Annotated in this window: 21 protein-coding genes and 7 tRNA genes; 4 read left to right on the plus strand and 24 right to left on the minus strand. The window is 46.0% G+C overall.

What is annotated here, in order from left to right; all coding sequences use genetic code 11:
• Positions 1-78: 78 nt before the first annotated feature.
• The 7 genes from MHI37_RS23120 to MHI37_RS23150 form a co-directional block, all read right to left on the minus strand.
• On the minus strand, positions 79-1,884 hold the full coding sequence (locus MHI37_RS23120; protein WP_144023704.1) for a sensor histidine kinase: 1,806 nt from the start codon (positions 1,882-1,884) through the stop codon (positions 79-81).
• A 66-nt stretch (positions 1,885-1,950) separates the two neighbouring features.
• Positions 1,951-4,632, minus strand: coding sequence for a glycoside hydrolase family 78 protein (locus MHI37_RS23125; RefSeq protein WP_076337459.1), 2,682 nt, complete (start codon positions 4,630-4,632; stop codon positions 1,951-1,953).
• Between the two features lie 5 nt (positions 4,633-4,637).
• Complete coding sequence (locus tag MHI37_RS23130; RefSeq protein ID WP_076337460.1) at positions 4,638-5,549, minus strand: nucleoside hydrolase; 912 nt, start codon at positions 5,547-5,549, stop codon at positions 4,638-4,640.
• A gap of 4 nt (positions 5,550-5,553) precedes the next feature.
• A complete protein-coding gene (gene glpK / locus MHI37_RS23135) occupies positions 5,554-7,098 on the minus strand; it encodes a glycerol kinase GlpK (protein ID WP_256710552.1) in 1,545 nt (514 codons plus the stop codon).
• On the minus strand, positions 7,095-8,048 hold the full coding sequence (locus MHI37_RS23140) for a transketolase C-terminal domain-containing protein (RefSeq protein WP_076337461.1): 954 nt from the start codon (positions 8,046-8,048) through the stop codon (positions 7,095-7,097). The genes glpK and MHI37_RS23140 overlap by 4 nt, the downstream gene beginning before the upstream one ends.
• Complete coding sequence (locus tag MHI37_RS23145) at positions 8,041-8,901, minus strand: transketolase (RefSeq protein WP_076337462.1); 861 nt, start codon at positions 8,899-8,901, stop codon at positions 8,041-8,043. The genes MHI37_RS23140 and MHI37_RS23145 overlap by 8 nt, the downstream gene beginning before the upstream one ends.
• A 1-nt stretch (position 8,902) precedes the next feature.
• Positions 8,903-10,333, minus strand: a complete 1,431-nt coding sequence (locus MHI37_RS23150; RefSeq protein ID WP_076337463.1) for an L-fucose/L-arabinose isomerase family protein — start codon at positions 10,331-10,333, stop codon at positions 8,903-8,905.
• Positions 10,334-10,638: 305 nt separating this feature from the next.
• Here MHI37_RS23150 and MHI37_RS23155 point away from each other — a divergent pair, with 305 nt between their 5' ends.
• Positions 10,639-11,679, plus strand: coding sequence for a LacI family DNA-binding transcriptional regulator (locus MHI37_RS23155; protein WP_179090233.1), 1,041 nt, complete (start codon positions 10,639-10,641; stop codon positions 11,677-11,679).
• 1,270 nt (positions 11,680-12,949) lie between these two features.
• Here MHI37_RS23155 and MHI37_RS23160 read toward each other — a convergent pair.
• Genes MHI37_RS23160 through MHI37_RS23175 form a run of 4 tightly spaced genes read right to left on the minus strand, consistent with a single transcriptional unit; the run spans position 12,950 to position 17,252 of the window.
• Entirely contained in the window at positions 12,950-13,885 is a 936-nt protein-coding gene (locus MHI37_RS23160) for a DUF1861 family protein (protein WP_076337465.1), read from the minus strand.
• A gap of 16 nt (positions 13,886-13,901) precedes the next feature.
• Positions 13,902-14,981 carry a mannose-1-phosphate guanylyltransferase gene (locus MHI37_RS23165; RefSeq protein WP_076337466.1) on the minus strand — a complete coding sequence of 360 codons (1,080 nt, stop codon included), beginning with the start codon at positions 14,979-14,981 and terminating at the stop codon, positions 13,902-13,904.
• Positions 14,974-16,071, minus strand: a complete 1,098-nt coding sequence (locus MHI37_RS23170; RefSeq protein ID WP_083676317.1) for a glycosyltransferase — start codon at positions 16,069-16,071, stop codon at positions 14,974-14,976. Before MHI37_RS23170 ends, MHI37_RS23165 begins: the two co-directional genes overlap by 8 nt.
• Positions 16,071-17,252 carry a glycosyltransferase family 4 protein gene (locus MHI37_RS23175; RefSeq protein WP_256710555.1) on the minus strand — a complete coding sequence of 394 codons (1,182 nt, stop codon included), beginning with the start codon at positions 17,250-17,252 and terminating at the stop codon, positions 16,071-16,073. Before MHI37_RS23175 ends, MHI37_RS23170 begins: the two co-directional genes overlap by 1 nt.
• A gap of 366 nt (positions 17,253-17,618) precedes the next feature.
• On the opposite strand from MHI37_RS23175, the gene MHI37_RS23180 reads away from it, so the two are divergent.
• Positions 17,619-18,194: a 50S ribosomal protein L25 gene (locus MHI37_RS23180; RefSeq protein ID WP_083676318.1), complete on the plus strand. Its 576-nt coding sequence runs from the start codon at positions 17,619-17,621 to the stop codon at positions 18,192-18,194.
• A gap of 54 nt (positions 18,195-18,248) precedes the next feature.
• Here the strand turns inward: MHI37_RS23180 and MHI37_RS23185 are convergent, their stop codons facing one another.
• From MHI37_RS23185 to MHI37_RS23230, 10 genes are all read right to left on the minus strand, one after another.
• On the minus strand, positions 18,249-18,488 hold the full coding sequence (locus tag MHI37_RS23185) for a helix-turn-helix transcriptional regulator (protein ID WP_076337469.1): 240 nt from the start codon (positions 18,486-18,488) through the stop codon (positions 18,249-18,251).
• Between the two features lie 107 nt (positions 18,489-18,595).
• Positions 18,596-18,680: transfer RNA gene (locus tag MHI37_RS23190), tRNA-Leu, on the minus strand.
• Positions 18,681-18,713: 33 nt separating this feature from the next.
• A tRNA-Glu gene (locus tag MHI37_RS23195) sits at positions 18,714-18,788 on the minus strand.
• Between the two features lie 112 nt (positions 18,789-18,900).
• Positions 18,901-19,215 (minus strand): hypothetical protein, encoded by a 315-nt coding sequence (locus tag MHI37_RS23200; RefSeq protein ID WP_076337470.1) that lies wholly within the window; start codon positions 19,213-19,215, stop codon positions 18,901-18,903.
• A gap of 180 nt (positions 19,216-19,395) precedes the next feature.
• A tRNA-Leu gene (locus MHI37_RS23205) sits at positions 19,396-19,480 on the minus strand.
• Between the two features lie 54 nt (positions 19,481-19,534).
• Positions 19,535-19,610 (minus strand) — tRNA-Lys (locus MHI37_RS23210).
• A 50-nt stretch (positions 19,611-19,660) separates the two neighbouring features.
• A tRNA-Glu gene (locus MHI37_RS23215) sits at positions 19,661-19,735 on the minus strand.
• Between the two features lie 105 nt (positions 19,736-19,840).
• A tRNA-Ser gene (locus MHI37_RS23220) sits at positions 19,841-19,931 on the minus strand.
• A 5-nt stretch (positions 19,932-19,936) separates the two neighbouring features.
• Positions 19,937-20,012, minus strand: a tRNA-Asn gene (locus tag MHI37_RS23225).
• Between the two features lie 27 nt (positions 20,013-20,039).
• Complete coding sequence (locus tag MHI37_RS23230; protein WP_076337471.1) at positions 20,040-20,519, minus strand: SprT family protein; 480 nt, start codon at positions 20,517-20,519, stop codon at positions 20,040-20,042.
• Positions 20,520-20,638: 119 nt separating this feature from the next.
• On the opposite strand from MHI37_RS23230, the gene MHI37_RS23235 reads away from it, so the two are divergent.
• Positions 20,639-21,001, plus strand: coding sequence for a hydrolase/acyltransferase (locus MHI37_RS23235; RefSeq protein WP_076337472.1), 363 nt, complete (start codon positions 20,639-20,641; stop codon positions 20,999-21,001).
• Between the two features lie 79 nt (positions 21,002-21,080).
• Positions 21,081-21,224, plus strand: a complete 144-nt coding sequence (cmpA, locus tag MHI37_RS23240; RefSeq protein WP_144023705.1) for a cortex morphogenetic protein CmpA — start codon at positions 21,081-21,083, stop codon at positions 21,222-21,224.
• Between the two features lie 448 nt (positions 21,225-21,672).
• Here cmpA and MHI37_RS23245 read toward each other — a convergent pair whose 3' ends face one another.
• The 3 genes from MHI37_RS23245 to MHI37_RS23255 form a co-directional block, all read right to left on the minus strand.
• A complete protein-coding gene (locus MHI37_RS23245) occupies positions 21,673-22,311 on the minus strand; it encodes a nitroreductase family protein (protein WP_076337523.1) in 639 nt (212 codons plus the stop codon).
• Positions 22,312-22,526: 215 nt separating this feature from the next.
• A complete protein-coding gene (locus tag MHI37_RS23250; RefSeq protein WP_076337473.1) occupies positions 22,527-22,970 on the minus strand; it encodes an Rrf2 family transcriptional regulator in 444 nt (147 codons plus the stop codon).
• Between the two features lie 99 nt (positions 22,971-23,069).
• The gene (locus MHI37_RS23255; protein WP_144023708.1) at positions 23,070-25,226 is read right to left on the minus strand and encodes a Tex family protein; all 2,157 of its coding nucleotides are present in this window, start codon (positions 25,224-25,226) and stop codon (positions 23,070-23,072) included.
• Positions 25,227-25,346 lie beyond the last annotated feature (120 nt).

A 25,346-nucleotide genomic window follows, 5' to 3' on the forward strand; every position in this document is an offset into this window, starting at 1 on the left:
CACTTACATCCTCATTATATGGAAGCGCTTCCGATGAACAAATTCATAATAATGACTTGTTATGTTTAATATTCTTACTTATTCGATCATGGGTCCCGACTCGCTTGGATAAAGCAGTTTAATCTCGGTTCCCTCGCCTTTTTTGCTGTTGATTTCAAACTCAAATTGTTCACCAAACCGAATTTTATATCTGGAAAACACATTTTGAATACCGATGCCCATCCGAGCTGAGTTTGACACCATGTGATCCTGCTGTAGCGGCGGCCTCAGTGTATTTCGAATTTCTGCTAGATGCTTCTCCGACATGCCGACCCCGTCGTCCAAAACGGACAGCGCTACTTTGTCGCCTTCACGCTTGACCGCAACCGTAATTTTTCCTTTGCCGCGCTTGCGTTCAATGCCATGGAATACAGCATTTTCTACTAGCGGCTGAAGCGTCATTTTGAGCAGTGGGAAGCTGTACAGCTCCTCCTCAATCAGCTGTTCATACTCTATTTTCTCCTCGAAGCGGATGCGCTGAATGCTCATATAAGCATCAATTTGCACCAGCTCCTCCTGAAGGGTAACGACCTCGTCTTTGTTCCTTGTGTTGTAGCGAAAAATATCCGCAAGCGATTCTGCCATTTGACCAATTTCCTGCACGCGGTAATAATCAGCCATTGCCCGAATGCTGTCTAGAGTGTTATAGAGAAAATGAGGATTGATTTGAGAATAAAGCATCGCCAGCTCGACTTCCTGCAGCTTGATCTGATTCACGTATTTCGTTTCGATCAGATTTTGCAATTCCTCTTGCATCGCGTTAAAATTCATGCCGATTCTACCGATTTCATCGTTTCGCTTCACCTCTACCCTTGCGGAGAAATCTCCGCGTTTCATCCGATTTACCGATTTGTACAAATGAAGGATTGGCTTTGTAATGCGTTGGCCAAACAGGATTGAAATGAGCAGCGTAATAACAAATGCGATACATGCAGTGAAAATTACAGTCGTTTTAATAATGTCCAAAGAGCCGAATATATCACTTTTGGGAACGACAAGCACAGCCTTCCAATTCGAATAGCTGGAGGCCGTATAGGAAACCAACCGCTCCTCACCATCTATTTCAAGCCAAAGCTTGCCCTTGCTGCCGCTTACCTTGCTGGTTAGATTTAACTCTGCCACATTGGTATCACCTGAAGCATAGACGAGTCGATTGCCCTCATCGAGTATAAGAATGCTGCTTTTAGCAGAGAGTGCATCATTGCGGCCAATGCTGTTAAACAGCTCCGATCGGTACTCCGCTCTGACGATAATAAATAAATCAGGATTGGAGAAATCGCGAATCATAATAGCCGAGAAATAGGCCGCTTCTTCCGTTTCTGAGCGTTCCGTCTCTGGTATGAGGCTGCTAAAGAACACTTCACCATTTTGGGCTACAGCAGAACGAAACCACTCCGAATTGCGAACCTGCGAGGCATTCCTCATTCCACTTTCATCGGATGCACTAAGAAGCTCACCCGTGCTGTAATAAATATGGAACCGGATAAAATCACGAATTGGCGTTACATAGAAGCTTTTTAAATACAAATCTCCGATTCGCTGGCGAAACTCAAAACGCTCCTTATTGCTCATATCCTGATATCGATTAATACCATCTACATAGCTCGGATCGTTATACGAAGCAAGCAACAAATTCCGCTTGCTGTGGAAATCATTATCCATATTTTTCTCGATTTGCTGTACGAGCTGAGAGCTTGTGGACTCGGCTTGACGTCCCATCGTTTTGTAGGAGATATAGAAGGAAACCGAGCCGACCAAGGTGATACACACCAAAATGATGATAAAGTAACTGAACAAGAGTACGGTGCGAATAGGGATAATGAGCCCTCCTATAGCCAAAACCACCCAAGCTCTACCTTGAAGGAGGCGGAGCTTGGGTGGTCAGCTATCTGATTAATGTTGCTTTTATAATTACACCTTGGTGATTTGGCTAAGGAACGTGTACGTCCCAGACCCGATTTGAACGACGGATTCGCTGCTCTCACGCACTAGAGACTGAATGCCGCTGCTCATTTGATCTGCTTCATATGCCGCATCATCCAGATGTGTCACCTGACCCGGGATATGCACCGTTGCTGTTGTATTGGCCGGAATAGCAACCGAAAGCTTAAAGGCGCCATCAGGCTCCAAGCTCCAAGCAACGTCTACTATTCCATACAGCGAATTATAACTCGCCTTCACGCTGGTTAAGTTTCCACCTGGCTGTGGACGGATGATCGCATGGCGGAAACCAGGCGCTGATGCATCCGCATCAATACCAGCCATATAACGGAACATCCACTCGCCGACGGAGCCCAGCGAATAGTGATTGAAGGAATTCATTTGCGGCGTTTGGAATCCTTTATCTTCGGTCCAGCCATCCCAGCGTTCCCATATGGTCGTCGCTCCATGCTTAATGGAATACATCCAGGAAGGGAATGCCTCTTGAGTAAGCAGCTTGTAGGCTAAGTCAAGCTGGCCATTGTCGGACAATGCCGGCAATAAATAACCGACGCCAAGGAATCCAGTCGTTAAGCGATTGCCGCGACTCGTAATATCCGCCGTCAAATGCTCAATCGCCTTCAAGCGAAGCTCCTCGGTCAACAAGCCGAATTGCAGCGCAAGCACATAAACCGTTTGTGTCTCTCCATGAATAACGCCGTCTTCCCTTACGAAAGCAGTACGGAAAGCTGCTGCAATACTCTCGAACAGCTCCGCGTATTTACCAGCCTCCACATCCTTGCCAAGAACTCCCGAAATGAGGCCAAGCAGCTTCGTGCTGTAAGCAAAGTAAGCCGTTGCCAGCACTTCATTTGGCGTATCCGCGTCTATGGACAACCAATCTCCGTAGTTTGCATAAGCTGGCCGAACGAGATTATCGGTGTTGATCCGCAAATATTCGACCCATTTGGCCATCGCCTCATAATGCGTTTCCAATATTTTTGTATCTCCATACATCAGATAAAGCGTCCAAGGAATAACAACGCCGGCATCTCCCCAGCCCGCATTGTCCGGTGCAAACCAATTTAGCCGCGTATTCCAGTTTTTGTGGCGAATCCAGCCCGCATCTGGTGCAACATCGGTGAATGCGCCCGAAGGCTGCTGGCAATCGATCATATCCCATACGAACTTGTTGAAGAATCGAGCCACATCCATATTGTACGATGCTGTACGAGCGAAGATTTGCGCATCCCCGGTCCAGCCAAGACGCTCATCACGCTGCGGACAATCTGTTGGCACCGATAAGAAATTGCCGCGCTGTCCCCAAGTAATATTCGAATACAATTGATTGACCATCGCATTGGACGTTTCCAAATAACCGGTCTCCGGCGTATCCGAATGAACGACCTTGCCGATGATCGTCTCCAAATCCGGCTCGCCTGGATATCCGATCAGCTCTACGTAGCGGAAGCCGTGGAATGTAAAATGAGGCTCGTAGCGCTCTTCTCCATCGCCTTTCAGTGTATAATGCTCCTGCTGAACGGCAACACGCAAGTTGTCCAGATAGAGGGAGCCGTCCGGATTAAGCATTTCCGCATGGCTTATCGTAACCGTCGTGCCACGCTCACCAGATACCTTAAGCTCCGTCCAGCCAACCATATTTTGACCCATATCATAAATATAAGTTCCTGCGGCCGACTTTTTCAAACTAACCGGCTTTAATGTTTTTGCTATAACAATTGGCGGCTCATTCGTCGCAACTAGATTGCCGTTATAGCCCGAACGAACATCCGGGGTTTCCCAGTCAGCATCGTCGTAACCAGCTGTATCCCAGCCATTGATTTCAAGGCGCGCATCATAGGCCTCACCCATAATAAAGTCGGAATACAAAATCGGGCCTTTATTAGCCTTCCATGTATGGTCCGTTACGACGCTTTCCTTGCTGCCATCCTCGTACTCTACATTGACCTGCATCATGAAGAAAGGACGCTCGCCATATACCTTATCTCCTAGAAAACCAACAGTTCCCGCATACCAGCCATCGCCTACGATTACGCCAAAAGCATTGTCACCCGTGGTAAGAAGCTCGGAAATATCATACGCCTGCACCTGTGTACGGACGTTGTAGTCAGTAAAGCCCGGGGCAAAGTAATCCCCAATCCTCTTCCCGTTCACATGAAGCTCGAACAAGCCAAGCGCAGTCGCGTAGGCATATGCGCGGCGCACCTTGCCTTTAAGCGTAAATGATTTGCGCAAATGCGGAGAATGCTGCATCTTGTGGGCTGGGTCCAGCTTGCGGCCAATCCATTTCCCCTTATAGCCTTCTCTGCTTAAGAGGCCCATCGTCCAGTAAGAAGGCGCACTCCACTCGGAAGGCTGCTGCTGCTTGCCCCAAACCCGAACCTTCCAATAATATTTCCCTTCAGCCAGAAGCGGATTGCCTGCGTACTCGATCTGAATCGATTCACTCGACTCCACTCTTCCGCTGTCCCAGACATCACCATGATCCGCAGCCAAACGCTCACTAGAGCTGGCAACCAGAACTTGATACGCCGTCTGCACCGCTGAGCGCTCGTTCGCTTCTATCCTCCAAAACAATCTTGGCTTGATCGCCTCTATGCCAATCGGATTTATCGAGTATTCTGTTTTGCATTCCACAATTGACAAGGTCATTTTAGTTAACCCCCTTTTTTGGAGCTGGCGTTAAATAATTCAAGCTTGGCGTACATGTCCTCCAGCGTGAACCTTGCATCGACGGAGCGATACACCCGAATTTTCCGATCGATTTCTTGCGGCTCGTAAAGCATGTCGGAGGTAATATGTGGCGCAGTTACCATATCATAATCAAATTCCTGATCATCAATGAGCAGCGAGACTGCCGGTGAATCACCCAGCATCCACATTTCGCCCTTCGGCCATCTCGGCGAATGGTCAGGATGCATATTAAATTCCACCAGCTGCTCGAACAAATAACGTCCAATTTCTCCATGCGGCCGTACTCTTACCGCTAACTCCGCAAGACTTACTCGCAGCATTTTATATACATTTTGCGGTACCTGCCAAAGCGGGATCGGAGAGCGAAACACGACGTTGGCAGCAGCGATGTCATTTTCCAAGTTGAATTCCCCCGCGCCTTCCGGATAAGGGCCTCCTCCGATCCATACGGCTGTCATACGGTCCGCAATACGCGGCTCCTGCAAATAAGCGGCAGCCAGATCGGTCAGTGGACCGAGGAAAATGACATATAGCGGCAGCTCGCCATCCTTCATCGCTTCACGCACAATAAGATCTGAACCGGCGGATGACGTTGGAGTCAGCTCATCTGTCATCGCTGCCTTGGCACCTTCATATACGCTAATGTCATTGTCCATGTCCATAAGCTGCAGCACTTTTTTGATTTCCTTGAACGACTCCTCCATAGAGGTATCGATTCTCGTTCCAAAATGAGCTGCAATAATGCCCGTGATATTAAATCTAGGAGTAAGAAGCGCATGGGCTATCGCATACTGATCATCCGCTTCATTTTTGGCATCGGTATTGATAATAAGACGGATTTTTTTGGATTCTGGCACTTGATATGGAAAATTCATTTATTTACCCCTTTTCTTGAAGCGCTGCTTCGTTAGCAAGAACAGCATTTACAGCAGCTTGCCAGCCTGCAACGCGTCGCTTTCTTTCCTGCTTCTTCATATTGGATTCGTATTCACGATTTCTTCTATAGAAACCTGCGATCATCTCGCGGCTCCAAAGTCCCAAAGCCATTCCACCTATATAAGCTGAACCAAGCGCAGACAGCTGGGCAGCTTGCGGGCAAACGACCCTTGCAGCGAGTAAATCAGCTTGGAATTGCATCAGCCTGCTGTTGGCAGTAGCGCCGCCATCCACCCGCAGCTCCAGCAGTGGAATGCCGGTTTGCTGCTCCAGCAGCTTGACGGCATCATCCACCTGATAGGCAATGCTCTCCAGCGCAGCCAGCAAAATATGATGGCGGTCAGACGAGCGATTCAAGCCGACGATAGCTGCTCTAGCCCGCGGATGCCAATGTGGCGCGCCTAAGCCAACGAAGGCTGGGACTAAATATACGCCTCCGCTGTCTCCAGCCTTATTTACGCTCTCCTCAAGCTCCTCGAAAGTACTGTAAAGCCCAAGCTGGTCACGCGCCCAGTTGAGACAATCGCCCGAGCAATGAATGATCGCCTCCAGTGCGTATTCTACCTTGCCTTCAAGCCCCCAAGCGATAGCGGACACTAAGCCGCCCTTTGCGCGTACAATATCGGAGCCAACATGCATGAGCACAGAGGTTCCTGTTCCGTAGGTCCCCTTCGCCATGCCCGTACTAGTGCACTGCTGTCCAAACAAGGCACCCTGTGAATCCCCTATAACTCCTGTAATCGGTATTTTAGCTGAAAATAGTTCTGGATCATCGATATATCCATAAATGTAATCGCTGCCATATACTGTGGGAAGAAGTTGCAGCGGTACGCCAAACCAGCTCGCTAGCTCCTCGTCCCATTGTAAAGTTTCAATATTAAAGAGCTGAGTCCTGCTTGCATTGCTATAATCGGTAGCATGAATCTGGCGTCCACTCAGGTTCCAAATGAGCCAGCTGTCCATCGTCCCTGCCATCAGCCTCTCCAGCGGAAGCTCACTGCCAGCATGATCGAGCAGCCAGCGCCATTTTGTCGCAGAGAAATAGGGATCGAGCAGCAGCCCGGTCTTATGCTGAATCTGCTGCTCTAAGCCCTCGGCTTTCAACTGCTCGCAATAATTAGCAGTCCGGCGGCATTGCCATACAATTGCGTTTGCGATCGGGATTCCTGTTTCACGATCCCATATTAAAGCCGTTTCTCGTTGATTCGTGAATGTTATGCCGACAATCGCTTCTTGAGCAAGGCCTGCCTGTGCTATAACACCACGAATTACTGATTTTACGTTTTGATAGATTTCAACAGGATCATGCTCAACCCAACCATCCTGCGGATAATATTGACGATGAGAAATGGCTAGCTGCTGAGTGATACTGCCGTTTTCATCAACCAGCATCGCTTTGGTTGCGGTCGTACTTTGATCGATTGTTAACAAATACTTTGCAGCATTCGAGTCTTGCTTTGCCGTTTGCGAAGGCTGCTCCTTCATCATTTCTGCTCCGCCTTGGCTTTGACCAGCTCGGTTGCAAGCTGCAGGACATTCGCTGCGGTCAGCCCGTAATGGGCAAATATTTCGGCTGTTTTCCCTGCAATCGCCGGCTCATCCGGAATGCCAAGAATACGAAGCGGCACAGGATGATTCGTCGAAATAACTTCCGCTACCGCCGCCCCAAGTCCTCCGAATATGCTATGCTCCTCAAGCGTAACGATAGCTTTCGTTTCCCTAGCAGCAGCTATTATCGCCTCTTCATCAAGCGGCTTAATCGTATGCATATTAAGGACGCGCGCACCGATGCCCGCTTCTTCCAGCAGCTTGGCGGCATCAAGCGCGATGCGCACCGTCTCTCCCGTTCCAATTAGCGTTACATCGCTGCCCTGCTTCATGACGACCGCCTTGCCGATTTGGAAATCATAATCGTCTGACTCATACACGTCTTCAACCGGATTTCGCCCGATCCGAACATAAGTGCCGCCTTCGTGCTTAGCTAACGCCTGCGTCATCTTGCGAGTCTCGTGACGATCAGCCGGCAAAATAATCGTTAAGCCAGGAATCGCCCTTGTTACCGCAATATCCTGCAAGGAATGATGCGACATGCCAAGCGCGCCATAGCTAACCCCGCCGCTAATGCCGACTAATTTCACATTTGTAGCTGAGTAGGCAACGTCTACCTTAACCTGCTCGATGCTTCTCATGCTTAGAAAACAAGCCGGTGAAGTAACGAACGGCTTTTTGCCGCTGTGGGCAAGACCTGCTGCGATGCCGACAATATTTTGCTCCGCGATGCCAGTCTCAACGAACTGCTCTGGAAACTGTTTAACAAATGGCGCCATAGCCGCCGAGCCTCTCGAATCACTCGCCAGCACCATAATATCTCTGTCCTCCTGAGCGAGCTCGATTAGAGCCTCGCACATTGCTTGACGGTTAGGTATGTTGTTAGCCATTCATGCCACGCTCCTCTTCAGCTTCTGCAATTGCAGCGCTCGCTGCCTCCAGCTCCCCTATTGCTAGCCTTAGCTGCTCGTCATTCGGTACATGATGATGCCACTCTGGTTGATTTTCAGCAAAGGATACGCCCTTGCCCTTAGTTGTATTTAAAATAATGAGCGTCGGCTTGCCGGTCTGCTCAGGAACTGCCCGCAGCGTCTCCAACAGCTCGTCGAAATCATGCCCATTCACCTGCTTCACATGCCAGCCGAATGCCTCCCATTTGCGGTCAAGCGGATCGATGCCCATGACATCCTCCGTATTTCCGCTAATTTGCAGCCGGTTGCGATCGACAAAGCCGATCAAATGATCAAGCTTGTAATGTGCGCCCGCCATCGCTGCTTCCCACACGGAGCCCTCTGCCTGCTCGCCGTCGCCCATTAAACAGAACACGCGATATGCCTTGCTGTCTTTTTTGGCCGCCAGCGCCATCCCTACAGAAATCGCGAGGCCATGTCCAAGCGCCCCCGTATTCATCTCTATGCCTGGCACCTTATTGTTCGGATGGCCGATTAATCTCGTTCCGAACTGGCAATACGTAGCAAGCTCCTCCTTCGGAAAATAACCGAGATCAGCAAGTATACACCATAATGATTCAACCGAATGTCCTTTGCTTGCGATAAAGCGATCCCGCTCCGCCCATTTCGGACGTGACGGATCATGCTTCATAATTTCATAATATAATGTCGTTAAAATATCGGTATTGCTAAGCGAGCCGCCTGTATGGCCCATTTTGGCGCTATGAATTAAACGTAGAAGATCTGCGCGAATTTGTAATGATTTTAGCTTAAGCTCTGTTACGGTACTCATCTTAAACACTTCCTCTCAGCCATGCTCTAATTTCAGCTTCCGTTGGATCGACTGGATCTGGTGTCAGTCCAGGAATATAATTGCAAGCCTCATAAAGGGAAGGAATCACATTGGCATGAATGCCTACAGAATGATGGACATAAGGGCCTTTAACGAGTTTTTCTTCCCATAGCGGCCAATCGTTAACCTCTACCCAAACATAGGAGCCTCTAGTATACGGACCTTGAATCCCACGCGCTTTACCTAGAAACAATGAATATTCGCCGTGATCGCCGTCGAAGCGCGCCAGCGTCATATCGCCGCCTCTAATTTCACCTTCATGCGTGCCCGGTGCATGATCATCAAATAAAAAGTGATGGCGCAGCTTGGGCTTATCCTCTACAGATAAGGAGACTGGGAAGTTGCCGCAGTGGAACAACAGCTCGCCGTTTGGATTTTCAGGATGGCGCACCGTCAAATCTGCAAAGAAAGTAGGTGCTTGATTCATCGCCGCAGCCTGCACCATCACCGAAGTAATGGCTCCGTGAATATCAGTTTCACATGTAACCGGAATCTGCTCATCTGTAAGCAGTGCATTAGCGAGGCAAGGCATGATGCCCATTGCATCTTGAAGCGAGGACCAGCACTGAATCGCAATCGCGCTGCTGCCTGTATCTATCGCATATTTCTTCATCGCTACCTTAAGTGCTGCAACACGCTTGACAGCAGCCTCCGTAACTTCAGAAACATCAAGCATCGCCCTTATATAAATAATCGCCTCTTGCAGTTCAGAGCCGTTCTGCTTCTCAATCCGTTCTGTAGTTCTCTGAATATCGATCAGCGTTATGGGATATACCTCGATACCGAACCGCTCCAGCAGCTCGCCTTCATTTACCATCATCGTCCAGAAGGAGGCCGGACGCGGTGCAATTTGCAAAATTCGCAGCGTACGGAACTTACTCACAACATTCGCTGCAGAAATGAAGTTTTTGAAGCCCCTTTCAAACACTGGATCGTTTACTCTACTGTTCGTTACATAGGTGAAGGGAACGTTGAATCTGCGCAAAATTTTCCCTGTAGCGAACAAGCCACACTGCGTATCACGAAGACGCATGCCATCCTCTAGCGGAGCTTCATCCCGCGGTCCCCATAACAAGGTTGGCTTTCCTAAAGCCTTAGCCACCCGTGCAACCGTATCCTCCGTACCGAAGTTGCAGTGAGGGAAGAACACCGCATCTACCTTCTCGCGCTGAAACCTTTCAATAATTTTATCTGCGCCAATATTATCGTTATATAGGAGACCCTCTTCATTTAATCCTTCCAGGTCGACGATATCGATGTCCATGCCGAATGAATCCAGCTTCTCTCGAATCATGACCTTGTACTTAAAAGCATCCTCTTCACTAAATACAAAACGACGCGTTGGTGCATATCCCAGCTTCAGCTTTTTCATTATGTTCGCCCCCATTAAAATACCACTAAACTAATTTTAGATAAAAAAACTAAAATAAAACTAAACAAATATCAGATTCAATTTATTATAATAGCGATTAGATCTTATTAATCATCCTATCACCGTAGTTTAGTTCAGTCAACACTAAATATTTAGTTCATAAACTCCGATTTAGCGGTGATTTATACCTAAACTTTAGTTTCGTTTAGTTATTTGTTGCGAAACACTAGCCGTTCATAGTAAACTAAACTAACTAAACCACAAACTGAATTTGATGATTATAAATTATGAATGGAGAACTAGCCGTGAAAATGGATGATATCGCAAGACTGGCTGAAGTATCGAAGTCAGCTGTATCCCTCGCGCTTAACAATAAGCCAGGAATTGGCGCTGAAACCCGTGAGAAGATCATTAGAATCGCTGAAGAGAACGGCTATCAATTTAAGCCTAAAGCTTCACTTCCGGATAAACCGGTAAAAACGCTGCTGTTTCTCGTATTAAACAACTCAGGCATTGTGCTGGAAAACTATTATCAGCAGCCTTTCTTCCGAGAGCTTATCCATTTCATTGAGGAGCATTGCCGCTTGAATGGCTACTCCCTTCGGTTTTCTGCTGCTGATATCAACGATCTGGAGAACAATATGCAGACGGTCAAGGAGGAAAATAAAGATAATGGCGTTATCCTGCTTGGCACAAATTTAGATCGGCAGCAAATCGAATTCATCGCGGATCAGCTGCCTCATCTCGTTGTTCTAGATACCTGCTTCGACACGCTGCCTATCAACTTTGTTCAAATCAACAATGAAATGGGCGCCTATCAAGCCGGCAAGTATTTATATGAAAAAGGCCATCGGACAATTGGCTATATGGCCTCAGACGTCCGCATTCATAATTTTAATGCTCGCAAGAGAGGCTTCCGACTAGCGCTTAAGGAATATGGACTGGCTATAGCAGAGGAGCATGTCTTCCATGTTGCTCCCACTATTCTTTCGTCGCAGCCGGAGATGAAGAAGCAGCTTGAGGCTTATATTAGCAGCGGTGAGCCTATGCCCAGCGCAATTTTTTGCGAGTGCGACTATATCGCTATTAGTGCCGTCAAGACCTTAACCGAATTAGGCTTCCGCATACCGGAGGATATCTCTGTCATCGGCTTCGACAACATATCCGAAGCAAGAATTATTACGCCGGAGCTCACAACCATTCATGTGGACAAGGATAAAATCGCGCAGGTCGCTGTTGACCTAATCATCTCTCAGCTTGCGCAGGAGAGCGATATGAAGGTGAAAATCAGCATTGATACGAAGTTTATCGAGCGTCTTTCCTGTGCGGCTCCTAGCAATCCATAGTAGATAAAAACTACAAAAAGGATAGAGCAATCAGAAATTTTCTGATGCTTTATCCTTTTTGGGCTAACTCTATGAGTCGAACTAAACATTTATGGTTTGAGCGCTGCGCGAGCAGATCTTTCTGAAGGGTCGCGGTTTCAGCCAGATGCTTTGATTTCCTAAAACCTTTAAAGGTCAGAATAAAGCTGCAAAGGCGAACACTTCGTTTCTGGAGAAACGATCTTCTCGTTTCGCTAAATCATCATTTTTTTAAGTTCAAGTTATATAGTACATTCCTGCACCTCTACATTGCACCAAACCTGTTGGTTATCCAGTAACAGGGAATGTGATTTGAAAAGAGGTCATCCCTTTCGTAGACAATCCCGATTTTTTGATGGTCAAGGATCGCATTTACGGAAGGATCGAGCGTTTGGATACGTTTGCCCAGCCGCGGTCATTAACCTATTCACACACATTCCCAACAAATGGGCACATTATGCCCGCTCTGCGATGAAATAGGTCTAATTTTTAGATCTATATCCGCCAAATGAGCTTAAAACGCTAAAATAGATCTAATAAATAGATCTATTCACATACATTCCCAACAAATGGGCACATTATGCCCGCTCTGCGATGAAATAGGTCTAATTTTTAGATCTATATCCGCCAAATGAGCTTAAAACGCTAAAATAGATCTAATAAATAGATCTATTCACACACATTCCCAACAAATGGGCACATTTCCCTTATCCCAATACTTGGATAATCAACAGACCTGACATTGCACTTTCTACAATCAAATCAACTAAAATGCAGCTTCAAGCGGCGTACAATGTAGTTTTTACAACAGATGCACACCTATGAAAGCAAAATAGTCCAATAACACGCGAATCTACTGTATTTTGTACAACGTAGCTCTTCAGGTCGCTCTATTCTCCAGTTTCTATTGCACAAAGTACACTACTTTCAACTTCCAATATCCTACCCTGCATTTCTCATCATCATCGTGCGATAATTGCGCGAGTGCCTGAACCGTCCCGTAAGCGTAGCAAGGTGAAACGGCTGTCGCCGTCCCTTGGCGACGCGGCGAGTTTCATTCCGGAGAAATATAGAGAAAGTAGGACGAAAGGATCTACTTTCCTATATTTCAAGGTGAAACGGCTATCGCCGTCCCTTGGCGGCGCCAGCGCGTTTCATTCCGGAGAAATATAGAGAAAGTAGGACGAAAGGATCTACTTTCCTATATTTCAAAAAAAAGAAGCCCCGCTACACTCAGCAAGGCTTCTTCGTATTATTCGAATTCTGAAAATGGGTCCTCAATATTAATGTAGTGAGCTTCTGTATCGCTGGCCCCTACGTACAGCACAGCACGGTTACCCGGCTCACGAATTAAGCCGCCGCTAAAGATCACATCCACAAGATCCGGCCGTTTCGCTGGGCCTTCGGGAAAGTCGCTGCGTGTTGCGATGATTTTGACAGCCGACTTTTCTCTCGTCTTAGGATTAAGTACAAAGGACATTGCATGGTAATGCAGCTGATCTTCCTCATCCGTATACGAAATATGTCCTAATACGCCAAGGAATCCATTTTTGAGCAAATGAATTTCGTTAGCGCCTCCCCATTCATCCTTCAGAAATTGATCCCGAAACAAGGGGGCTTTAATAATCGCAGTTTCAGACAGCTCCTCGAACGAGTCCAATATGCTAAAGCCAATAACCGCTCTTGTGCCTTCAACGCCAAAGGGCCGCGAGAAAATACCTATAGAACCATCCGATAGCTCCGTTAATCGAATATCTTTCATATTCCAAGGCCCCGATGCAACATGCACCAGCTCATGCAGATTTCTTCCTCGGTACAGCACCGTTTTCCAGCCAATAATTGACCGCACAGGCTCCTCATCAAAATATAGAGCAACCCCGCCCAATATCCATTCCCCATTAATTCTCGTTATAAAAGGGTCCTGCAGCTGAAACTTCGGCAAATCCCACTTTGGAGTCCAAACCTCATCCTTGCACGTAAAAAAAACAATTTCGGACTCCTCCGAATTTCTCTCTTCTACCCGCCCGGCTATATACAGCTCGCCTTCGTTGAAAAACGGTGCCGTAATATTATAAACATCTCGATCACCAACTCCGGCAAAATGAAGCTTTTTTCCTTTAACTGCAGCAGGTTGATATTCTAGCAGCAGCTCTTTGCATGTTTTCGTAATCCATTCTAATTTCATCATGGGGTAAAAGCCTCTCTTATGCGTATTCCTGCATTCCCTTATCCTTGAGCATCTTGACGATTTCCTTTACCTCTTGCGCTTTATCCTTAGCGCAAATGAGCAGCGCATCCTTAGTATCCGCTATAATAAGACCGTCAATCCCAATGGTCGTTATTAAACGCTCTTCTCCATAAATGATAGAATTACGCGTCTCGATACCGAGATAATTAGCTTTGACGATATTGCCGAATTCATCCGGAGGAAAAATTGCGCCAAGCGCATCCCAGCTCCCAATATCATTCCAGCCAAAATCGCCTTCAATGACTACAACCTCATCACAACGCTCTAAAATGCCATAATCGATCGATATGTTCTGCAGCAAAGGATAAATTTCATTAATCATCTCTTCTTCCGCATCCGTACCGATATACTCAATTAATGGGAGCATCGTTTTATACAACCTTGGCAGAAATCTCTTGAAATTTTCTATAATGCAAGAGGTTTTCCAGATGAACATGCCGCTGTTCCATAAATAATGACCCGAGGCCAGATAGGACTGCGCCTTAATGAAGTTTGGCTTCTCTACAAATTCAGCTACCTCATAGACCGGACAGGGCTTCGCTAAAAAAGCATCGCTTTTGCACGAAATATAGCCATAGCCTGTGGAAGGGAAAGTCGGCTTGATGCCAATTGTCACAATTTTGTTCGTTTCCATGGCAATGCGGCAGGCATCGTCTAACGTTTTCTTAAACTTCTCTTCTTCCGTAATATGATGATCGGATGGAAATACGACCATCAATGAATCGCCGTGGTTTTTCTCAATAAAGAGCGCAGCCAGCAAAATGCTCGCCGCCGTATTCTTGGCAACAGGCTCTACTAAAATGTTTGCATGCTGCACACTCTTATGCATAATGCTCTCCAGCAGCACTGCTTGAGTACGATTGGTGACTACAATCGTATTCTCCATCGGAATAACACCGTTAAACCGTTCAATCGTATCATTGAGCATAATATCGTTTCCGCTTATATTAATCAGCTGCTTCGGCAGCTCTTGCCGAGACAAGGGCCAGAAACGGGTTCCGCCGCCGCCTGCAAGAATCGTCGCAAATTTATTCATGATGCAGCACCATATGAGACATGCAATAAGACACAATATTCTCAGAGCCTTGATTTAAATTTAAGCCAGAGGCATGTATGCCGTCATAGCAGCCGCCCGTTTGCGGATCAATTAACGATTCATAGAGTGAATTTCGACCGTGAAACCATGCATAGCAGGAGGAGGCCATGTCCAGATATCGATTTACTCCGAGCGTTTCGTATGCCTCCATGCAAGCAAGCAGCATTTCACAAGCTTCAATTGGTTGTTCATCATACAAAGCTGCTTCCCCGCCACGCACAAGCCAGCCATCACTGCCAACTGGTTTGAAGTAGCCCTCCTTCGCAAAAGTAATGGATGCTAGAAAATCCAAACTTTCTTTGGCTGTTTCCAGAAATAAATCAGAATGTGCGATACGCGAAGCTTTGAACAGCGCCCATGGCAGCATTGCGTTACCATAAGTGATACTGTCCTCGAACCAGTTCCATCCTTCTCCTTTATTGCCTTGATACTGCGTATGCAGCCTCATCGCAAGCTCATCAACTAGCGAAACGATCACAGTTTTGGGCAGGAAATCCGGGTCCTTTACTTCCTTGCTTGCATAAGGAAACTTATAAGCTAAAGACTGCGGCGTTTCCAGCATATAAGTCAAACCGATAACCGTGTAGGCCATCGCTCTAGGCGAGCCTAAACCTTTCACATGCGGAAGAGCCTGATTGATCATATACCGACATGTATTTTGCAAATTATCAGGTACAGACGCTTCCGACAACGTGAATCCAAGCGCCCATAAGCATCGGCCTAGACAATCCTCTGAGCCTAACTGTTCCATAAATGTACGGTTATAATCCATAAAATTGCGAAAGCTGCCATCTTCATTTTGAGCGTGATGGAGGAATGACAAGTAAGTATGGATAAGCTTCAGGCTCTCAGCATCTCTCCTATTTTTGTACAGCATAACCGCTGCAATGAGTGCTCTTGCATTATCGTCTGACGTATAACCCTTTGTTCGATCGGGTATGCCGAATTTTGTATGCTGAAAAATTCCAGTATCATCAGTCAGGCTATACAAATAATCGGTTACAAGCGGCATAGCTATCGTTTTATACATTAAATCGCACTCCCTTTTAACACGTAACTGGCAGACATCGTTTCACGAAAGAGCTCTGCATAAGACTTCGCTATTTCATTCCACATCATCGTGCTTCCAAGCTCCTGTGTCTTTCTCTCCATCTCTTCCTTCAATTCGGGATGATCCAGCACGTTTAATATATGCTGCTCCAAAGAAGCTGAATTATGGAAATCCGCCAGCAGTCCTCGTCCGTCAGCCAGCATCTCTACAGCATAGCGATAGGGGGTCGAAATAATAACTCTGCCATATCCGATTCCATACGCTAGCGTCCCGCTTACCGCCTGGTCCTTCCCCAAATACGGTGTCATATAAATATCTGATAGTACAAGAGACTCGACAACCTCCTCCTGCGTCAAATGCTTATCGACAAAAGCCACATTATGCCCGAGACCTAGGCTCGACACCAGATCCATCAGCTTATTCCGATAAACCTCCCCAACCTCTTCCTTGACGACCGGATGAGTTTTACCCCAAACGATATATAATGCTTCCGGGTGCTTTGCAGCAACACCGCTCATTGCTTCAATTGCGTATTCAATTCCTTTCCCTGGGCTTAAAAAACCAAATGTTGAGAGAATCGGCCGATTGCTATAACCGTAGCGCTCCTTCAGCTCGTTTCTTGATTTCGTTTCCACCATAGGAACACCGTGATGAAAAACTTGAATTTTCTCTTCGTCGATGTTATAGATTTCAAGTAAATCCTGTACTTTGCTTTGTGACATTGTGATTATCTTAAAGCTCAAATCAGAAAGCTGCTTCATGATCAAGCGCTGCTTCGGACTAGGCTCCGCTAATATAGTGTGAAAAATCACGATAAACGGCACAGACAGCTTCTCCGCTAAGTCCAAAACAAAATCGCCGCTCTCGCCTCCATAAATACCAAACTCATGCTGGATAACGACCAAATCGATATTTGAATGATTGATTTCTATTGCAGCCTTGGTGTAATCCGCACGATTAAATTGGTCGATTTGTGTCATAACCTGATTCCCATAAGCATACGACTTGCTATTATTAACCGCGATCATCCGAGGAGCGTTAAAGTCATGCAGCCGTCCGAGCTCATCCATAAGATCCTGGGAAAAAGTTGCTAAGCCACATTCCCTTGGCAGGCTCGTTCCTAAAAATGCAACATTGCGTTTTTTTATTACTTTCCTCAAAGAAATCACTCCTATTTTTTGTATTTTCTTACAGCTGTCCATAAAAAAAAGAAATAAAGAGGTCTTTATTTCTACGTCGTCATTTGTATGTGATTGAATTTATGCTACTTCAATTTAAAAGATTGGCAGCCGTTATCTTCCACCATTCTTGCCATCCCGCTCCTGTCTGCTGTTTAAAGCTTAACACGACCATATTTTCTTGTCAATGAAGCTCACACGATCTCAAATTTGACAAATAGCGAACTTGTGATAAAATTAACTTACGACAAGAAAATATGGTCAATAGCAGACTAATTAGACAACCTATGCTAATTAGTCTTTTTTATTGCCAAATTAAGAGTACCCCATTCGATTAGGAGGCAACAAATGATGAACAAATCTATCCAGTTAAACGAACGGGTCAATCTTACAAAATCTCAAATTAACGTACTAAGAAAGCAAGGACAGGTTCCTGCCATCGTTTACGGCAAAGACATCGGCAGCATCTCGGTTATCATTGGTGAAAAAGAAATTTCTTCGATCATTAAGCATAACCCGCGCGCTATCTTGAATGCATCCATACCTAACCAGGGCAATAAGCCTGTCTTAATTCAAAATATACAAAGAGATTCCTTGAGCAATAAAATTGTCCATGTGGATTTCCATCAACTGAATATGAATGTGAGCATGGATTCGAAAGTAACCATTAACTTCACCGGCGACCCAATTGGCGTCAAAGAAGGCGGTACGCTTCAAGTGGAAATGTACGAGGTAGAGGTTCGCTGCATGCCTGATAATCTGCTTAGCGCATACGAGGTAGACATTAGCGGTCTCAAAATTGGCGATCAGCTGCATGTATCTGATCTTTCTTTCCACGAGGGCATTGAGGTATTGTCTGATGCTAGCTCCATGCTTATTAAAATCACACAAGCAAACGCTGAAGAAGCTGTCGTTTCTGCTTAAATTTCATATAAATAGATTAAAGGGAACCCTATACACCATGTACAGGGTTCCCTTTTATTTATCATTCTCTTCTGTTTCGTCATCATGCTTAACAATAATAAACTGACCTGGGCTTACGTCAAAATATTTACATAACCTCCATATAAGATCACGCGGATATTGAACCATCTCATCCTTATACATTTTTCGCACAGAATCAAAATGGTAATCTATATCCTTTGCGAGCTGGCGAATCGATAGGGTAGGATCTTTCTCTCTCATCATTTCCTTCAAATTGCTGTGAACCCCCGACATGCGTACACCTCCATTTCATTAATATATAACGTCGACAAAATTTAATCAACTATGCAAGAAAATCAAAAAAACCCTTACGAAGTAAGAGTTTGGAAATTTAATAGATATGGTGCGGTAGACAGGATTTGAACCTGCACGTCCATGGGACACTACCCCCTCAAGATAGCGTGTCTGCCGTTCCACCACTACCGCACATTTTTAGAGCCGGTACACATTGAGGAAAGATGGTGACCCGTAGGGGACTCGAACCCCTGTTACCTCCGTGAAAGGGAGGTGTCTTAACCACTTGACCAACGGGCCGTTTCATACAAGAAATATAATTTCTTGCGACAACAAAAATGATTATACCAGCTTATCAGCAGGAGTACAAGCATTATTTTCAAAAAACAATTCAAGCAGTAAATCAGCTTGCTTATTCAAAAATTTCCGCTTTAAATACGTTGTCAAGCTTGTCCTCAGGTGTAAGTCTTTTCTTCAAAGGAACCTTAACATCTCTGCCCAATTCTTTGAAGAAGGTTTCAACATCACACTCAATTTTGTCTACATAAACAGATAATACGCTTCTGTCAATAATCGCTTCATTTCCTTCTGCTGGTACAGTTACCTCGATCGAATATTTTTTCATCAAAGTGTTGCTGTAACGGCCAAAAATCTCAATCAATTCCTCATTATTGAAATTTTTAATCGCCGCTTGTCCTTTGTTCGTAAAGTTTAAGTTTACTTTCATAATTAACAGCTCCTCTTCTCTAATGATGCTTCTGTTCAGACGGATCGAGTAACCTATAACGAAAAAACCACTCTCTAATCAGATTTATGATCTGAATATAAAGTGGCATCATCTATCAGAAAAGTGTAAACAAATGACACCTTCTAAGTTCACCTATATACATCGGTAAAGATTAAGTTATGGTGCGGTAGACAGGATTTGAACCTGCACGTCCATTGGACACTACCCCCTCAAGATAGCGTGTCTGCCGTTCCACCACTACCGCACATTTATGAGTTGAATATCCTTCACTGGCATTCGCTTCGATTGATGAAGCAAATGGTGAGCCATGAAGGATTCGAACCTTCGACACCCTGATTAAAAGTCAGGTGCTCTACCAACTGAGCTAATGGCTCTCGGTGTAATTATAATCGAGCTCTAAAGAGCTGAAACACTTAAGTGAAAGTGGTGACCCGTAGGGGACTCGAACCCCTGTTACCTCCGTGAAAGGGAGGTGTCTTAACCACTTGACCAACGGGCCCTATATGTTGCTTTAAGCTTGTCTTCGCGAATTCTGCAACCTTGAGTGGCAAATAAAAAAGACCGGATGAACGGTCTTCCCGTTACAAACATTCGTGAAAAAATGTGGCGGAGAGAGAGGGATTCGAACCCTCGCACCACTTACGCAGTCTAACCCCTTAGCAGAGGGTCCCCTTGAGCCACTTGGGTATCTCTCCAAATCTGGCTCCCCGAACAGGACTCGAACCTGTGACAACTCGATTAACAGTCGAGTGCTCTACCAACTGAGCTATCAGGGAAAAGTAAAAGCGACAATTAATAATATATCATGTAGCTTTTCCTTTGTCAATCATAATCAACAATAATTTTCCGCGACATTTGCCACAAACGTACTTTGCGGGGTCTACCTTCCGCTTGCGTAAATATTCCGTGCCGCAATTACGGCAAATAAGCTTGTACCGAAACGGCTGCTGCTTACGCTCCGCACGCTCTGGCAGCGATTGGCAAAAGCGTGATCCGCCAACGTGAGCCAGCAAATTTTTGAAATCAGCATCCCGATGCTTATATCCCCGCTTCATAATATGCAAATGATAATGACAAAGCTCGTGCTTAATAATTTTCTCCGTTTCGCCCGGCCCAAATGCAGTCAGCTGATGCGGACTGATTTCAATATGGTGCGTATGTGTAAAATAACGCCCGCCCGTCGCCTTCAGACGCGCATTAAATGTTGCTTGGTGTAGAAACGGCCGTTTAAAATAATTCATTGAAATTTGCTCCACCCATTGCTGCAATGCTTCATTATCCATTGATTATTCTCCCCCACCTACTTGAATTTTAAAGCCACGATACGCTACACTGTCAAGTAGGAATTAAAAAAAAGACAGTTGAAGTACGGTAACATACCGAGGGGAGACCAAAAAATATTATGGCTACAATGCGCTACGTTTTACTCAAACAGAATGAGAGCATCTTTTTCGTCGAAATGCCCTCTTCGCACGCTTATCAGCTAAGCGCGCTTAATTTGCGGCTTCATAAAGAAATCGATAAATTGACCGCAGAGCATATTCCAAGCTTGCCCTACGCAGTAGCGGAATGCAACGATGTTGAGCTTCATGATTCATCTCTTGAGATCATCAATGGACTTGACTATATTAACAGCTTGGAGCAGGATTTCGTCCGTGTACAAGAGAACTCCTATCCGCTTATTTCATTATTGACAGAAATTCGGGCGCTGCAAGCACAACTCGAGCAATGGTACGAGGAATACGAAGAAGAACAGACCATTTAATGCGGACATGCACGGTCAATCGCCCTCTCCCATATTGTAGTATTACAACAGGTTAGCCCCTTGGAGGAGGACGATGCGTATGCCACAGTGGCTGTGCAATCAACTTATGCGCGCATTTCAGAAGAAAGATCGCAGGCAAATTAAGCTGCTGAACGAGTGCTGGTATTTTTACCGCAACAAACAAAGCCCGAAGGAACAAAGCAACGGCACTGAGTTTCAATAAAGCTTCCATTTGAATTCTATAACCGCGAGTATCTCCCGGTAAACATGAACAAAGCTTTTTATGTTAATCTATATAAGATGAACTAAACATTTACGTTTTGGGCGCTGCGCGAGTAGATCATTCTGAAGGGTCGCTGTTGCAGCCAGATTCTTTGGTTCCCTAAGACATTTAAAGGTAAGAATCCGGCTGCAAAGGCGAACACTTCGTTTCTAGAGAAACGATCTTCTCGCTTCGTTAAACCTTCATTTTTCTAAAATATAGGAAAAGATATCCTTTCGCTATAGCTTCTCTATATTTCTCCGGAATGAAACGCGCCATCGCCATAAAGACGGCGACAGCCGTTTCACCTGGTTTCTAAAACTTTAGTTCAACTTATATAATAACTACTTATATCCGCACGACAAAACCGGCCTTTCAAATTGAAAGGCCGGTTTTATATTTATATCCCTTATTTTAGGCCGTTAAAAAAGGTTACCTCATCGATTGGCAAGCGAGTCGTTGGATGTCCTTCAGCGGCAGCTTTGCCGATGGGCAGCAGCAAGGTCGGCAAATAACGATCAGAGATGTTGAACAGCTCTTTTACTTGATCACGGTTATAGCCGCCCATAGGAACGGTATCATAGCCCTTGGCACGCGCTGTCAGCATAATTTGCATCGCCACAAGACCTGTATCAAATACGACGATTTCTTTCAAACGCTCTGCTGGCAGCTCAGCATACATCTTCGTTGATTTGGCAATAAAGTTGCTTGCCACTTCCTCTGTCATATATCCAGCAGCAACAGCTTCTGCATAGATATTTTCTGATAAATTATACATTTCCAAATCGCCCAGTACAATAATAACTGCAGCTGCCTCAACAACCTGCTGTTGATTGAATGCGATCGGAAGCAGCTTTTGTTTCAATTCAGGATCAGTCACAACTAGAAAACGCCAAGGCTGCATGTTAGAGGATGAAGGTGACTTCGTTGCAATTTCTAATATTTCACGAAGCTCTGCTTCTGAAATAGCGACATCCTTATCGTATTTACGAACGGAACGACGACCATTTAAAACGGTGAAAAAAGAAGCTTCAGCTCCTTCATTCATTTGAACATTTACTTGTGAATCAATTTGAGTTGTTGACATGGGTTTCCCTCCAAGGAAAAATTTTATCTGTGCATTATTTTGCTCAGTTACTTTCAAAAAAATGTGTCTATTCAAACACAGCTAACATTTACTTAACTGTACATTTTATATACACAGTATAGGTCGATCATTTCATTTTGTCAATCCATTGAAATTGTAAAAATTCACTTTTTTCATTAAGGGCTCACTAACGTTCTTTCGGCCAATTGTGCGATCGTGTGCTGCTGCAAAGTTTCAATCGTTTTTTGCTCGATCTCATTTGCAATAGCAACAAATGCCGACTTCATATGTGGAGCAGCTGCATGGATGCCAACCGTATCCAGCATACCGCTGCAGAGCGGTTCTCCTACCTTCAAGGCAATGTACACTTCAGCGAGAGTAATGCTCTCTGGCGACCGCATTAAACGATAGCCTCCGTCGCGCCCTTCTCTAGTTGTAATGATTTGTGCAGCAGCTAGCTTCGCCAGCACTCTGCGCAGCTGCGTTGCTTCTGACTTCAAGCAGCCAGCAATCGCTGCACTTGAGCAAACCTCCGACTTATGCGAAAGAAAGACGAGTGCTTGCAGCGCATGACCGAACCATTTTGAATGCGACATGCTCATTGGTTTGTCTAATTTCATAGTCATCTCACTCCTTTTGTAGGGTAGTAAGCGATGCCATGCTCTTCATCAAGTGTAAAGGGCTTGCCTTGGAATAGGCAAGCCCTTTGTACGATCATATCAATCAGGTCTACGCATCGTCAGGCTTACACGGCCTTTCTTCTCATCCACGCCGAGCACCCATACCGTCACCGTGTCACCAACCGATACAACATCCATCGGACGTTTAACGAATTTATCGCTCAATTGAGAGATATGCACAAGACCGTCATTTTTGATGCCGATATCGACAAAAGCACCAAAATCGATCACGTTGCGAACCGTTCCGTGCAGCTCCATCCCAGGCTTTAAATCCTCTATATTCAGGACATCCGTATGAAAAATAGGCGGTGGAAGCTCCTCGCGCGGATCACGGCCAGGCCTAAGCAGGCTGTCCATAATATCACGTAGTGTAGGAACACCTACACCGAGCGCAGCAGCGGTACTCTCTGCATTAAGCTGTGCCAGCTTATCCTTTAGCTCCTCAGAGCCCAGCTGCTTCAGCGTAAGCCCCAGCTCCTTAAACAGCTTGTCTACGACCTCATAGGACTCTGGATGAATCGGTGTGCTGTCTAGCGGATTAACCGGCTCGACAATACGTAGAAAACCGATACATTGCTCATAAGACTTCGCACCAAGGCGAGGTACCTTCTGAAGCTGCGTACGCTTTACAAATCGACCGTTCTCATCGCGGTATTTCACGATGTTTTTGGCGATCGTGCCATTGATGCCCGCTACATAGGAGAGCAGGGATGCCGAAGCGGTATTCACATCGACTCCGACGTGGTTAACCGCTGATTCCACTACACCGCCAAGTGTTTCGTCCAGACGCTTCTGGCTTACATCATGCTGATATTGGCCGACACCAATTGCTTTTGGTTCAATCTTGACGAGCTCAGCAAGCGGATCCTGGAGTCTGCGTGCAATCGACACCGCGCTGCGCTCTGCAACATCAAGCTCTGGAAACTCCTCCTGAGCAAGCTTAGACGCTGAATAGACGCTGGCGCCCGCTTCATTGACGATAATATACTTTAGCTCGGGTCCCGTTTGTGAGGCCGCTTTGCGCTTCCCTATTAGGGTAGCAATAAACTGCTCTGTTTCACGCGAGGCCGTTCCGTTGCCGATAACAATCAATTCGACTTTATATTGATCAATCAAGCCATTAATCAGCTTCTCTGCTTCAGCCACTTTATTGTTCGGCGGTGTTGGATAGGAGACCGCTACCTCCAGCAGCTTGCCGATATCATCAATAACGGCAAGCTTACAGCCTGTACGGAACGCAGGATCGACGCCGAGCACGATGTTCCCTCTAACCGGTGGCTGCAGCAGAAGGTTTCGCAGATTTTCCGAAAATATCGAGATCGCATGCTCTTCTGCCTTCTCCGTCAGCTCTCCTCGCACCTCGCGCTCAATAGAGGGCGAAATCAGGCGCTTATATGAATCCTCCGTAACCGCAACAAGAATATCTCGTATGGGCTGAGCCGTACCATTCTTAAGCAGCTTGCGCTGAATATGCTCGTGAATACGCTCGACAGGAACATCAAAGGCAACGCGCAAAATATCCTCACGCTCGCCTCGGTTAATCGCCAGCACCCGATGAGGAGGCAATCTTCGAACGGGCTCCTGGTAGCTGTAATACATTTCGTAAACCGTTTCTTCAGCAGCATTTTTAGCTTCTGTTTTGATAAGAGCTTGATCAAATGTAAATTTACGAACCCACGCGCGTATAGAAGCGTCATCCGCAATATTTTCAGCTATAATGTCCATCGCACCGTTCAACGCATCCTGAGCAGTTGGCACACCCTTCTCCTCATTCACATAACGGGATGCCTCCGCAAGGGGATCACCAATGCGCGGCTGCGACCACAGCCATACCGAAAGCGGTTCTAGACCTCTTTCCTTTGCCACGCTGGCACGCGTTTTGCGCTTTTGCCGGTAAGGACGGTACAAATCCTCGATCTCTTGCAGCTTCACCGATTTATTAATATCTGCACGAAGAACGTCCGTCAGCTTCCCTTGCTCATCAATCAGGCGAATAACCTCGCGCTTGCGCTCCTCCAGGTTTCGCATATATTGCAGCTTCTCTTCAATGGATCTCAGATCATTCTCATCAAGCTCGCCTGTCATCTCTTTGCGGTATCGGGCGATAAACGGAATCGTATTGCCTTCATCAAGCAAGCTCACTGCTGATTTGACCTTCGAAATCGGAATCGTCAGCTGAGCAGCAATCCCATTCATTATTCGCAGGCTCTCGGCTGCTTTCTGCTCGGTGGTCAGCTTTGACTTCCCAGTGCCTTCATCAGATTCCTCAATAAAATGCTGTACCTTCGTATCCGCCAAACGTCATGCCCCTTCCTT

Origin of the sequence: Paenibacillus sp. FSL H8-0548 (assembly GCF_038630985.1) — a bacterium.
In the GTDB taxonomy this organism is placed as follows: Bacteria; Bacillota; Bacilli; order Paenibacillales; family Paenibacillaceae; genus Pristimantibacillus.

Bases quoted from the DNA above. Each gene is read 5' to 3' on its own strand.
- MHI37_RS23245 (WP_076337523.1), bottom strand. From the start codon at position 22,311: ATGAATGAAGGAGCTGAAGCTTCTTTTTTCACCGTTTTAAATGGTCGT.
- MHI37_RS23185 (WP_076337469.1), bottom strand. From the start codon at position 18,488: ATGTCGGGGGTTCACAGCAATTTGAAGGAAATGATGAGAGAGAAAGAT.
- cmpA (WP_144023705.1), top strand. From the start codon at position 21,081: ATGCCACAGTGGCTGTGCAATCAACTTATGCGCGCATTTCAGAAGAAA.
- MHI37_RS23255 (WP_144023708.1), bottom strand. From the start codon at position 25,226: ATGAATGGGATTGCTGCTCAGCTGACGATTCCGATTTCGAAGGTCAAA.
- MHI37_RS23250 (WP_076337473.1), bottom strand. From the start codon at position 22,970: ATGAAATTAGACAAACCAATGAGCATGTCGCATTCAAAATGGTTCGGT.
- MHI37_RS23165 (WP_076337466.1), bottom strand. From the start codon at position 14,981: ATGAATAAATTTGCGACGATTCTTGCAGGCGGCGGCGGAACCCGTTTC.
- MHI37_RS23235 (WP_076337472.1), top strand. From the start codon at position 20,639: ATGGCTACAATGCGCTACGTTTTACTCAAACAGAATGAGAGCATCTTT.
- MHI37_RS23130 (WP_076337460.1), bottom strand. From the start codon at position 5,549: ATGAATTTTCCATATCAAGTGCCAGAATCCAAAAAAATCCGTCTTATT.
- MHI37_RS23230 (WP_076337471.1), bottom strand. From the start codon at position 20,519: ATGGATAATGAAGCATTGCAGCAATGGGTGGAGCAAATTTCAATGAAT.
- MHI37_RS23170 (WP_083676317.1), bottom strand. From the start codon at position 16,071: ATGTATAAAACGATAGCTATGCCGCTTGTAACCGATTATTTGTATAGC.
- glpK (WP_256710552.1), bottom strand. From the start codon at position 7,098: ATGATGAAGGAGCAGCCTTCGCAAACGGCAAAGCAAGACTCGAATGCT.
- MHI37_RS23145 (WP_076337462.1), bottom strand. From the start codon at position 8,901: ATGAGTACCGTAACAGAGCTTAAGCTAAAATCATTACAAATTCGCGCA.
- MHI37_RS23150 (WP_076337463.1), bottom strand. From the start codon at position 10,333: ATGAAAAAGCTGAAGCTGGGATATGCACCAACGCGTCGTTTTGTATTT.
- MHI37_RS23125 (WP_076337459.1), bottom strand. From the start codon at position 4,632: ATGACCTTGTCAATTGTGGAATGCAAAACAGAATACTCGATAAATCCG.
- MHI37_RS23140 (WP_076337461.1), bottom strand. From the start codon at position 8,048: ATGGCTAACAACATACCTAACCGTCAAGCAATGTGCGAGGCTCTAATC.
- MHI37_RS23200 (WP_076337470.1), bottom strand. From the start codon at position 19,215: ATGAAAGTAAACTTAAACTTTACGAACAAAGGACAAGCGGCGATTAAA.
- MHI37_RS23180 (WP_083676318.1), top strand. From the start codon at position 17,619: ATGATGAACAAATCTATCCAGTTAAACGAACGGGTCAATCTTACAAAA.
- MHI37_RS23160 (WP_076337465.1), bottom strand. From the start codon at position 13,885: ATGATGAAATTAGAATGGATTACGAAAACATGCAAAGAGCTGCTGCTA.